At 45.8% G+C, this 12,421-nt stretch carries 8 protein-coding genes and 1 CRISPR repeat array; of the genes, 4 read left to right on the top strand and 4 right to left on the bottom strand.

Annotation, left to right across the window (positions count from 1 at the left end; genetic code table 11):
• Positions 1 to 1,105 precede the first annotated feature (1,105 nt).
• The 3 genes from cas9 to cas2 are packed head-to-tail and all read left to right on the top strand — an operon-like array spanning position 1,106 to position 5,761.
• Positions 1,106 to 4,519, top strand: a complete 3,414-nt coding sequence (cas9, locus tag NHN17_RS24170) for a type II CRISPR RNA-guided endonuclease Cas9 (RefSeq protein WP_255045222.1) — start codon at positions 1,106 to 1,108, stop codon at positions 4,517 to 4,519.
• Positions 4,516 to 5,418 carry a type II CRISPR-associated endonuclease Cas1 gene (gene cas1 / locus NHN17_RS24175; RefSeq protein ID WP_255045223.1) on the top strand — a complete coding sequence of 301 codons (903 nt, stop codon included), beginning with the start codon at positions 4,516 to 4,518 and terminating at the stop codon, positions 5,416 to 5,418. Before cas9 ends, cas1 begins: the two co-directional genes overlap by 4 nt.
• Before the next feature lie 10 nt (positions 5,419 to 5,428).
• Positions 5,429 to 5,761 (top strand): CRISPR-associated endonuclease Cas2, encoded by a 333-nt coding sequence (gene cas2, locus NHN17_RS24180; protein WP_255045224.1) that lies wholly within the window; start codon positions 5,429 to 5,431, stop codon positions 5,759 to 5,761.
• Between the two features lie 38 nt (positions 5,762 to 5,799).
• Positions 5,800 to 6,693: direct repeats of the CRISPR family, unit length 36 nt; unit sequence ATTCTAACAGTCATTCCGATGGTGGGGTATCGGAAC.
• A gap of 335 nt (positions 6,694 to 7,028) precedes the next feature.
• Here the strand turns inward: cas2 and NHN17_RS24185 are convergent.
• The gene (locus tag NHN17_RS24185; protein WP_255045225.1) at positions 7,029 to 8,999 is read right to left on the bottom strand and encodes an endonuclease; all 1,971 of its coding nucleotides are present in this window, start codon (positions 8,997 to 8,999) and stop codon (positions 7,029 to 7,031) included.
• A gap of 215 nt (positions 9,000 to 9,214) precedes the next feature.
• On the opposite strand from NHN17_RS24185, the gene NHN17_RS24190 reads away from it, so the two are divergent.
• A complete protein-coding gene (locus NHN17_RS24190) occupies positions 9,215 to 9,595 on the top strand; it encodes a transposase (protein ID WP_255045226.1) in 381 nt (126 codons plus the stop codon).
• Positions 9,596 to 9,762: 167 nt separating this feature from the next.
• Here the strand turns inward: NHN17_RS24190 and NHN17_RS24195 are convergent, their stop codons facing one another.
• From NHN17_RS24195 to NHN17_RS24205, 3 genes are all read right to left on the bottom strand, one after another.
• Positions 9,763 to 10,371: a hypothetical protein gene (locus NHN17_RS24195; RefSeq protein ID WP_255045227.1), complete on the bottom strand. Its 609-nt coding sequence runs from the start codon at positions 10,369 to 10,371 to the stop codon at positions 9,763 to 9,765.
• Between the two features lie 111 nt (positions 10,372 to 10,482).
• Positions 10,483 to 10,935: a hypothetical protein gene (locus tag NHN17_RS24200; protein WP_255045228.1), complete on the bottom strand. Its 453-nt coding sequence runs from the start codon at positions 10,933 to 10,935 to the stop codon at positions 10,483 to 10,485.
• Positions 10,925 to 11,887 carry a DNA replication terminus site-binding protein gene (locus tag NHN17_RS24205; RefSeq protein ID WP_255045229.1) on the bottom strand — a complete coding sequence of 321 codons (963 nt, stop codon included), beginning with the start codon at positions 11,885 to 11,887 and terminating at the stop codon, positions 10,925 to 10,927. The genes NHN17_RS24200 and NHN17_RS24205 overlap by 11 nt, the downstream gene beginning before the upstream one ends.
• Positions 11,888 to 12,421: the final 534 nt, after the last annotated feature.

Raw genomic sequence — 12,421 nt, forward strand, 5'->3', positions numbered from 1 at the left:
GGCTGTGATATCAGCGATCTGCTGCCCTATAGCAAAGGGCCCTTCAATAGCTAGGTGGGTAGAATTACCCGCTTACATTCAATTGTACTCGATGTACTAAATAAAAAGTTAGCCCCAGAAACCATTCCAAGAACTGGAGAGGAAGCTTAACAAGTAGATTGCGTAGCGGCATACTTGAGAGCAAAAGACGATTCCTACTCACTACTAATTGATAAAGTTTTACCGAATGGTGTATGAAGGCAGGCTTTGGAAGGGAAGAGATGAAGGTCGTACAGATAACTCTTTCGTTGACTACAGTGAGTTTCCCAAAGCTAACATCGAAATAACTCACTTTTACAAAACTTATAACCTTACCTACGACTCAACAATACAGATGATCTATAAAGGTTGGAGTCACTATTACAAAATTTTGATTTTACTGGGAAAGGCTCAACAATTCCTTTTTAACAAAAGGAAGTTAACTTGCTGTGAAAACTTGAGATCTTAAGAGCGATTGTAGACAAGGCCGTAGAAAGCTCAGGCTTTAGCATATCCCCAGTGATGCTAAACGAATTAAAGGAAAGTGTGACATAACAGGGGCATCAAGCAAGGGCATTCTCATCCCTCAATAACCACTGATTAGAAGGCCCTACCCAATACAAAGCGCAATTTACATAATAAAGAGAACAAACTCGGGTCGTTCAACTCTAAATTAAGCTGTCGGATGTGCGACAGCTATTCTTATTTGTTATAAGCCAAGGCTGAACCGTTTCAAAAGTTATATTTACCCCCACCCAGTACTATGAAAATTGAAAGTAACAATATATTTATAACTTTACGTTCTGCATATGTTGAGATGTAAGAAAAATTACTGAATATTAGTGGTTTATGATTCATAGCAAAGCACTAAAAAAGGGCGTGTACCGAGGTGCACACCCTTAAAAACTTCCAAAGAAGTTTTATTTTTTGCTATCAACTAATTGCCGATAGTCCCCACCATCGGAATAACTGCTAACAATTTTATCAATAACTACAATATAGCTGACTTTCGTCAATAATCTAATAGTACACTATCGCACCTGGTGAGCGCTGACAATTTACCTTCAATTGACTTGGAGAAATTTTTTTGACTGATTATGTGTTAGGTCTTGATATTGGTACGACTTCTTGCTCTGCAGTTGCAGTTGCGGTTGACGAGGGCATGAACCCGGTAGGGATTCTAGGTGATCGTACGCAAATATTCAGCCCACCTTATACCCATGAAAAGTCAGGCTTTATAAGTAAAACTGCAACGAGACGACAACATGGGCAGCAACGTCGGCAGATTGATCGCCGTGCTTACCGCAAACTCTCATTAGTGAAATGGCTAGAGGCGAATAATATCACTACCAGCACCGATATGGCCGCAGTATGTTGCACACCAAAACTTCGTGCCATGGCAGCAGAAGAGAAGGTCTCATTATCAGAGCTAGGTGTTGTCCTACTACGTATCGCTAAACACCGTGGGTACAAAGGGACATTAAGCAATGCAGATGGAGTTGTAAGTAAACAAAATCAGGCCTTGCAAACTCATCTGGACGATTTAGAAATCTCTAATCCGACTATCGGACAACTTCTTTATCATTTTAATAAACAAGGTTGCTCTACTCTTTTGGTGAAGCATGGCCTTTCAGCACTTCGCGAGCAATATGAGGATGAGGTAAGGCAGATAATGGCTGTGCAGTGCCGTCATTATCCCCAGTTGAATGGGTTAACTAAACCTCTGGTAGAACATCTTTTTTTTCAGAATCCACTTCAACCAACGGAACAACTTGTTGGGCAATGCGGCATTGATGCACGGCACCAAAGGGCACTGGTTGCGTCACCCGAATACCAGGCTTATCGAATATGTAAAACAGCCATAGATTTACGTTGGGTTGATGGTAAAAACAAGGTCAAGCTCACAGCTATGCAGCGTGATGCCATCATTCAGTTACTCCAAACGCCGGAAGCTTTGTCCGAATCAGGTAAAATCACTTACGCGGAAATACGACAGCACCTCGACCAAAGAGGGCTAAGCGAAGCTTTTAATGGGTGTCATTTCTCCCATGAGCGCAGTAAAACAAGCGCCTGCATTGGCGATACCACGCTAAAAGCATTAGACAAACTCGGATTGCTAACTCAATGGCAACACTTAAGCCAAAACAATATGAACCGAGTGCTTCGCTTGCTATCTGACGATACATTCCACCAATTAGCAGACAACGCTACAAATGTTAGGGATTATCTCAGTAAGACGAAGCCTTATGCAAAATTAGATTATAAGGATCATTTAGAATGGCAAGGGTTACTGGACTTTGTCTTGCAGCTGATAGCTGTGATACCCAACCCGACTTTGCGTAACTGCGGGCTTGAAAGTGGTCGAGGCTCCTACTGTACAAAAATGCTCTCTAGCCTCACAAATTACCTACTCATATATCCTGATGAGCCAGAGCGCAATGCTGAAGCCTATCTGAAATACCAGTTATTCGAATGCAGCGAGGGAGTTGAGCAACAAGAGATCGAAGAGCATTGGCAAGAGCTAAAGGCAATAAAACAACAAGACCACAACGATTTACTGCGTTATGTGGAGGAGTTAATTGAACAAAGTAAAACGAAATGGTCTACATGGAAAGATTATCCGCTACCTGTCCGCACTGGAAACCCGGTTGTAGACCGAGCGCTGAGACAAACTGGATATGTCGTTAGATCTATGCTAGCCCAGTTTGGTCAACCGAAGCGCATCATAATAGAAACCGTTCGAGAACTTAGTTTCAGCCCGGCACAACGCACCGAATGGGAGCAACGCCAGCAAGCGAATGAAAGGCTAAATAATGCAGCTGGACTAGCATTGATAGAAAGAAACGAACAGGCTAGCCCAAGAAACATCAAACGTTTCAAATTATGGCAAGAACAGCGTTTTAACTGCCCATACTGCCCTCGGCCAATATCGTTTGAAGAGGCACTAAATGGCAGCCAAACCAACTTTGAACATATCCAATCAAAACGTGAAACTGGTATTGGTTTGCAAATGCATGAGCTGGTACTCGCTCACCGTGATTGTAATCAACTCAAAGGTGACCGGTGGCCTATGACAGCTTTTGCCTCTGATGCTCAACGAATGAAAGCACTCCAGGACATGGTCAAGCATTTTCGGGCTAACACTGGAAGTTGGTATAGTAAACATAAAGCATACCTACTTGCATTTGAGCCTTTAGGTGACTCGGTTCGCCCAGAAGTGCATGATGACAGTGTTACTTGGGCCAAGGCTCAAATGCAGGCGACAGGTTGGATAGCAAGAGCCCTCAACCAATGGCTTCGTCCCAGTAAAATACAACTGTTTTTCACTAAAGGCAGCCTCACCAATAAATTACGTAATGCCTGGGGGCTGGGTGACGTAATTCCCAAGGTGCGCATCTCTGAAGGACGAGCAGTTTGGAAAGTCATTACCGACAAAAGCGGTAATAATGTGAATGCACTTATTACTAATGATGAGTTTGAGGATCACCTTAAAGCAAAACAGCGCTTGCGATCCAGTCAACGATTCAACCATGATGGAAATGAAAGTAAGATCCTTCGGATAGATAAACGTGTCGATCACCGGCACCATGCAATTGACGCACTAGTTGTAGCTCTAAGTTCACCTAGTCTATATCAGGCTTACCGCAAAGCGACACTGTTTAAGAAGGCCTTTAAACCTGGGCTACCCTATAGCAGCTTTCTCGCTGATGCGGAGGAGCTCGTGATAGGCAGCAATCTGCATCATACGCCTGATAAAAATCCACCAAAAGAATTTTTTAAGGAAGAGCCTTGTGCCGTTGTGGGGGATTACCTTGCTCGTCGCAAACCAGTACGATTTTTTGCTGACGCGAAGAATATTCAGGACCTAGAAAAAAAACTAGAAATAATAGTTTCAGAACGCACCCGTGAGTTGTTTTATCAACATATCGCTTCACGCTGTCGCCAACTGAAATACCCTCTAGATGCTGAGACAAGATTGCCTGTAGGGCTCACCAAAGCACAAATATCTTCTTTGTTTACTGTCGAAGGGGCAGCTGAAAACAGTCAGTATGGTGTCGTTGACACGAGCTATGAAAATCAAAATCTGATTAAGCATGCACAATGCTATCGTATGACGGGTGCATATAAGGCTAAAGCCGCCAGTGCTTACATTATCCAAACCAAACAAAATGACCAGTGGCATAAACATGCTTGGCAAGTCGACAAAAATGCATGCCTACTTTTCGATAACGATGACATAAACCAGAGCAAAGTTCTTACTTGTATTGAATATCACTCTATGAAGACACCACCTCATGATCGCTGTGTGTTCATTGGAGATACGGTTACTTTCGATGGTCGAGATATGCTGGTGCACCAGCTATCAGCATTTGATAACAACATGCTCATTGTTGATACTGTAGAGGCAGCATGCATGGAAGAATTGAAACAATGTAAAGGAACCCGGTCTGCACCTGTGAAAGTTGGCAAAACAAGGTTTAAGGATCTGGTTCGAAAATGAGTCATAATCAGGTGATTATCATTGAGCAGCCCACCTATATACACTTAAAGGATAGCTGCATAATCTTCGAGCAATATCGCCAAATTGTTGCGCGGGTATTACCAGAGGACATAGATTGCTTGATACTGCACTATACCAGCACAATTACTGCTAGTGCGCTGGCAGCACTGGCTGAAAGCAAAGCAACTGTCACCTTTTTAGACAAGCAGCAATTACCCTTCGCTCATTGGCATCCACCCAACTCCAGACATAACTATAAAAAGCGACTACGTAATTTGCTAACCTTGTCAGAATCCCCATTGGGAGCACGGCTATGGCAACGAATAGTAAAGGCAAAAATTCGTTCACAAGCTGAAACCTTAAAGCTTAGCAATATCAGAGAAGCGAAACCGCTAGCTACGATGATACTGAAAGTAACACCCGGCGATTCGACTCACATTGAAGCACAAGCGGCTCGAATATACTGGTCTGCACTGTTTGGAAAAAAATTTCGTCGTCATAAGCGTGATAGCAGCGAACCAGTCAATCAACACCTTAATTTTGGTTATGCCATCATCAGAAGCCTGCTTGCTAAGTGGTTATGTGGGCGTGCTATCGCCCTTGAATGGGGTTTACATCACGCGAATCAGGAAAACCCAATGTGCTTGGTCGATGATTTAATGGAACCATTCCGTTTTGTAGTTGATCGTGCAGTAGCTCAAAACTTGTTACTTTGTGAACGTGAGATTAGCCCTACTAGTAAGAAAGCCATGCTGGCGGATATTTACAAGCCGCTGCAGGTAGGGCAAAAACAATTTAGACTTGCAACGGCTGCTGACGCCACTTGTTCATCATTAGGTCGAATACTAGATCGACCAAGCAAAGCAGCAGCAAGTTGGCTAACTCTACCCTATACCTAGGTACTAAGTTATGACTAGCAGCGGATGGCGAGCTATGTGGATATTTGTAGTGTACGACTGCCCAATGACAAATTCAGAGCGGCGTCATGGTTACCAAGTGTTTCATAATTATTTGCTGAAGCGTAATTTTTTACAGTGGCAGAACTCACTATATGCAAAGCATTTCGCTACAAGGGAGTCAGCTTATGCTGAGCGTAAACGTATTGAGCAGGTGATCCCTGAAGACGCAAAAGTAGCCTTTATTTATCTTACTGACAAACAATTTGGAATGATCGATGTATTTTATGGTGAAGCTAAAACGCCAAAGCCGCAAGATGCGCCAGAGCAGTTCCTTTTGCTGTAAGGAAAAACCTCACCAACTCAGATGATTGGTGCGGTGCTATTCTAACAGTCATTCCGATGGTGGGGTATCGGAACACGGCTCCAGGGCTCGGCAGTGATCTCTCTATTCTAACAGTCATTCCGATGGTGGGGTATCGGAACTGAACATATCGGTGAAAGCGCTTATTATTTATTCTAACAGTCATTCCGATGGTGGGGTATCGGAACTATGCATTATGTATAACACAAGCTCCATCGATTCTAACAGTCATTCCGATGGTGGGGTATCGGAACTGAACATATCGGTGAAAGCGCTTATTATTTATTCTAACAGTCATTCCGATGGTGGGGTATCGGAACACCCAATAACCTGATCAGTGCTTCCCACGTATTCTAACAGTCATTCCGATGGTGGGGTATCGGAACCTCTAATATTGTCGAGACTATTGATAAGGCATTCTAACAGTCATTCCGATGGTGGGGTATCGGAACGTGATCGGCGGCTTGGTGACAGGGGGCAACATTCTAACAGTCATTCCGATGGTGGGGTATCGGAACGTAGGCCATGGGCACCATTGCTGTAACCCAATTCTAACAGTCATTCCGATGGTGGGGTATCGGAACTCATGACTCTATCGACTTGCTCGGGGGTATATTCTAACAGTCATTCCGATGGTGGGGTATCGGAACATTTCTGTTATGACTGCAGTGATCCCGCTTATTCTAACAGTCATTCCGATGGTGGGGTATCGGAACGTTGGAGAGTCGAGTTCGTGTGCCTCATTTATTCTAACAGTCATTCCGATGGTGGGGTATCGGAACTATGTTGATGACTGCCATCCAGGCGGTGGGATTCTAACAGTCATTCCGATGGTGGGGTATCGGAACTGTGGGCCTCAGCGGCATCAATTAAACGCCATTCTAACAGTCATTCCGATGGTGGGGTATCGGAACATCTGGCCGCCGCGTTACGCCGGCGGAAATATTCTAACAGTCATTCCGATGTAGCATCTCGCCAGTGAGATTAAGTGGTCTAATCGTGGCTATTGAGTATAGCCAAACTCATTGCAGGTTAACTGTAGTGGATGAGTAAATTTGGCCACCAGATTAGAGGTTTGCAATACCCTCGGTAATCCATATACTGCTAGTTTAGAAGAAGCACTGACAAGATTTTGTCCAACTTCGAGCTAGCAAGGCTAGCTCAGTTCTGTAATAACTTTTGGCACGTTCATGCCCCGCCACTTGTCAAATAAGGGACATGAGCATGGAGCATTAAGTAGATGAAATCATTATTCACTAATCACATTTGGCATCGACAATTCCACAGTTACGGGACAATGATCAGATGGCCTGGCGTTGTCGCCACAGTACGCAGCTCGACCGTAATCAGCGCCTTTGGCATATATCTTATCCGGCGAGTCAGCCAGTGACTTGAAGAGGCTATCGCCCACAATAATGTGATCGATACCGCGGTGACAGGAATACGCTTTTTCAGCATATCCCTCTTTGGAAGGACAGTCGTATTTGTACTCTCCATCTATTTTTTGCCATTCCAAATGTAGCTTTGCACCTTCAGGTGAATTATCGTTTAGCTCTTGAAACACAGCACCGATTTGGGTATCTGGCAAGATAGAATCCGACGATTTAGAGCCATCTAAACGTGCTGGTATCTTGTCACGGAACTCTTTTACAAAGTCTCTGTTGAAGTCTCCCAGCAAGATGAACATCTCTCCCTTACTCGCACGTTGGTCAACCCAATCCTCCAATGCCGGTACCTGGTCTCGTAACATTTGACACCCCTCAATCTTTCGCTGAGATGCGCCGGCTTTCGGCTGGCTGACAGGATCTGAACGGCAACTGGACTTGAGATGCACGTTAAGCATTTTCGCCACTTCTCCATTCACATTTAAGCTCAACTCAAGCCCTGGCCGAGTACGATAGCTTGAAGGTTTGCAGCTAGCGGGGTCTTGAATATTGATTCTATCTTCTTTCTTGCAAACCGATACAGTGTCCACCACCTGATAGGAGGCATGTTTAGCCAGAGATTTGCGCACTGCATAGCCCACTTGCATAGGTACGCCATCAGCAGATTCAAACATCACGATATACTCACCTTGAGGCAGGATGCTTTCTATAGCCTTTGCATCGCTGACTTCTTGAAAAGCGTATACATCAGAATCCAGTTCGATAGCTCGTTCTTTCAAGGCAGAAATTTTCTGTTCGAAGGCTTCAATGGATCTGAGTGGTAGAGATTGCTGTTTGTCATTTGCTGGCCAATTCAAACCACTATGAGCGTTGCAATAAGTCAGATGACGCGGCTTTCCTTTGGCAATAGCAACATTGTCATCCCAGTTCACGTCATCCCGACCACAGAACGCAGCCCATTGGAGAAAACGTTCTCGGCTCATCATGTGTTCAAGGTTCCAAGTGGTGATTTTGAGCTTGTTTCTTCCATCCCATACTTCGATTGTTTCACTTAGGGTCGGCGATGGTAAATTGGAAGTTTCGCTAATTAAGGCACGGCTAAACAATGTATCATCAACAACGTAGGGATTCACCGTTCCCTGTATATCGGCAATTGCCTGTGTGCGTTTGAGCTCTTTCGTGTCAACGGGATCGAGTAGATGCCACTGGTATAAGGTGTTGAGTTGATTTTCAAACCAGCGTTTACTGCCTGAAGGAAGGTCATAGACAGTGTAGAGGTATGCCATTGCTCGAGCGACGTTGCCTTTATGGTCTTCACGAGGTTCAAATTCCTCATTGGTGGATTCACTGTAGGAGTCGATGTTTTGAGTTGGGATACCATTCACGGCTTTATCATTCACCCACCACTTTTGAGTTTTCTTGTCAGGGATTTCTGCAAAAGGTTTGCTGCCGCGCTCTGAATTAACCTTGCTGAAAGTTGGATAGAGATGATGCAGATCTGATTTCATCATAGAGCCGTCTCGGGACCCTTTGAATTTGGATTGTGGCCATGTGTGCTCTGTATTGACGATGTTATGGTCGGGAATGGTCGTAGTCGGATAATATTCGCCAGTATATATAAGTCGCACTTCGCCGTTTTCATTGTCAACTTCCGAAAACATTGCTTTGCGAGCATTGCGATAGTCAAGGGTATTCTGTGGTTTGTATTCCTGGCGCAGTTTATCTAGCAATGCCTCCCCGGTTAGATCTGGAGCAATCATCTCGGCGTGAAGTCCCGAGGCACATATCGCCATCAGTGCAACTGCTAAAGGCCAACCCTTTTTTCGATTATACATAGCACGTCCCTTAAAGTTGTTTTTGAAGTAACCCTGCAGTGTATTCCAATTGAATAGCGTAGTGCATCATAGTTATAGTACTAATACGTGTGACCAAATATGTGGAATTTGGTCACATGATCTGCACCAGCGGGACTGGACACTTCACGAAGTGACTTTCTGATACTAAAAGTTATCCGTGTTTTCCTAATTTATGTGATTACTCTAAGAAGCTTTTGTCCAGCTCCGTGCTGACGGGTATATCCACAAATGAAGAGCATTTAGAGTTCCTGAAAGGTGTCACTAGAGAGTACTTAGAGAAATACACGATCGGAATTGACCGAGGTGTGACAATTCCGGTTCACTCCGGTGAGGCTACCTTTGATTTTTCTGACGCGCAGAAAAAGAAAATGGCGAAGTCTGAGCATTATATTAGGCGGTTACAGCGTAGAATGGCTCGCCAGCAAAAAGGCTCGAACCGTCGCCAGCGCACTAAAAATCGCGTAGCTGATTATCACGCCAAAAAGGCAAATATACGCAACGATTTTGCGCATAAAACCAGCCGTTCACTCGTTGATAGTGAAGCTCGCTACTTTAGTTGGCGAGTAGTTCACTAGACGTGTCAAAGAAGTTCGCCAGGACAAATAGTGGTCCGAAGAAGGCAGCCAAAATGGCTACCCTCAATCCACTTAATCAAGCAGGTAGCAACTGTAATACATCATTACCACAGCGTTATAGTATTGTTGCTCAAGTTTCGAGTCATCGGTAACGTAGTGTCCCTCCATCATGCGAGCTGAAGTTCTTGGCTGCGTAATCCACGATGTTTAGCATGGACATAAAGCGGGGAGACCGAAAACTGCGGAAGTGCGTTGTAGCCCCACCCATAGCCAGGGAACAAGTCGGGCAAGATATGCCAAGCCTCACCGTTGAGCTGATCGACAAGATAAAGTTCGGGCTCGTCGCATTCAGGTTCAAAATACGACATCGGTTCAACCGACTCATCTTCTTCAACAAACGTTGCTTCAACACGGTAGAGAATAAACCGGCTTTTGATCGTCATCGCCCGCTCTTCGGCTATCGATTCTAAAGACTCCCTGAACCAGCTCACATCCACATTCTGGTGCTGGCTGAAGATCATCGCACCCTGCAGCGACTCAACCATGCGTTCGATATCGGTGGCGCTCAGTGGGCTGCGGTGAAGAGAGCGGTCAAGATCCCATGCCGCCAGCGAAGTATTCATCGCCTTTTTCAATAGCTGGAACGCATAATCTTCATCATGCTCCCGATCGCTATTCTCCCGAATAGCTGATGCGAGGCGATGAGGCCAATATTCAAGGTAGGAGTATTCATCAAGGTAAAAGACAGGTTGGTGGTCATTTTCCGCAAGCTGCATTGATTCCATCCTATTTGATGCCACCATCGCCTATGGGGCATAGTGCATGCTTATGTGTATGCTTGTCGTTAATCTGGATAACAGGCCAGTCTCGATGCCAAACGTTTTTCGCTAACCACCATGTTTGCACATAAGCAGGACTTGCTCAAAGCTCATTTGCTCATTTTTTTCAAGGATATAAGCGATATATGCCTGCACCTCAATCCGCGCCATCTCAGTGCAGATCTGATAATATTTCACTTCGCGACCTTTACGAAGCATGAACGCAAAACCACCGGCACCCTTGTCGCTGTTGGCGACCTTCAAAGACTTGTTGTTGTCGGTGCCATGGTAGCTAAAGTGCGCTTCGGGCTGTGCTTTGAAGAGCACGCGGGCTATCTGCCAGAGCTCGGCTATCGAGCACTGCCAGATAAGCTTACGGCTGACATCCATCCGGCCGCCAGCCATGGGCATAAGCTCGATCCCTAATGTCATGATCCCATTGCGGTTGAACTGGGTATTGAGCTGCAAGCAGCTGTGCGTCGTGAAATACCTTTTAGGCGCGCGAGGTAAATCAATCGCCATTATTTGCCTCCTTCGGTGGCTCACGCAATGAGAGGCGGATATCCCTGATCACAGGGACAAGTGCCGACACCCCTTTGCTACCGTTCTTTTGATCTGCCAGTGAGTAAGGCAATAAAGGTCTGGATTTAAACGGTGTGCTGCCGAGTACAAGTAGTGGCGTATGGCATTTGTTGTGCCGCCTAACCGTGAGTTCGGCAAGCGAAGGGCATAGCCAGGTAATACTCTGGACAGGGTGCACAGGCACCGGCTGGTGGTGTACCCATTGCAGCCCGTGGGTGCGGGTATCGTTGATCTGCTCTTGCCAGTGCTTGTAGTTGGCATGGTCACCGTAATAGCGGCCGAGCCAATCCAAGCATTCCTTGTTGCTGGCAAAGGCGGTGGGCTTTTGCTGGTGGCTAGACCACGAAAAGCTGCAGCGTTTCGCGATGGCCAGCGGATCTTCTCGGTAAGCCGGCAACTGGCGGTGTACCGAATGCATGATAAGCGGTTTGAACAAGCTGTCGGTTTCCAAAAAGCGCTCACGCTCGTGCTTGATAGGATAGAGCCGCTTGGTCAGCCTCAGTAGCTTTTGCTTATTGGCATTGAGTTCTGCGCGGTGGCGGGCAATACGCGTAAGCAGGACAGGGTCACCATCGACGTGGTACCACCCAACCAAACGCGGGGCACGGAGCTTGGGGTTATCGCCACTGACATGCTGGGGCAACCAGTGCGCGCGCATAATATCAAGCAGGTCAAATTTATCGCGGCACTCAACGGCTACCGGTGTCACGGATTCAATGCTATCCTGCGGCTCCCGGTCGGTAGGGGGCACCTGCCAGAGTTTGGCGTCCACCAGCTCGGTGGAGGCAAGCAGGCCGTAGAGCTGGTTGATCATAAGGAGAGATTGATCGCAACACTGGCGGACATCGCCATAGGTCACGACCGCCTCATCGGTTGGGCTATCCTTGTCCATATCACCCTCACATCGTATATATACCGCACAATTATACCACAGATAAACAGCCGTGCCACGGAACCAAATAACACCAATAACTCCCCTGCCACCGCAACAGAACCCATTGATAGACCCCCGAACAAGGGCAAGAAAAAAGAAGAAAAAAACAGAAAAAAAAAGAAAAAAGAAGAAAGGCGAAACCCGACAGTTCGACGGTGGGGAAGGGGCAAAGAAGCTCTTGGCTTTGCAAGGGGTTATGTGGAGTATATATACAAAGTAGGGTGATAACGGCTAAGGTGCGGAGAGAGTCATCGATACCTGCCCTTCACAACCACTAGACTAGACGTTGTGATAAGGATATTTCGCTGAGAGGGTTTCATTATGGATAAGAGCATTATTGGTAACGATTTAGCTAAAAACGTTGTCCAGGTTTGCCACAGTAAGTAAGCATGGCGAATTATTGTCTAATAAGGCTTTGACATCCTCCCCCACCTACGGCCTTCGGCACTTCGGAGGGGGATTCCTGTTTCATAGCGTATAGCTTAGAGGTCG

Origin of the sequence: Photobacterium pectinilyticum (genome assembly GCF_024357955.1) — a bacterium.
Classification (GTDB): domain Bacteria; phylum Pseudomonadota; class Gammaproteobacteria; order Enterobacterales; family Vibrionaceae; genus Photobacterium; species Photobacterium pectinilyticum.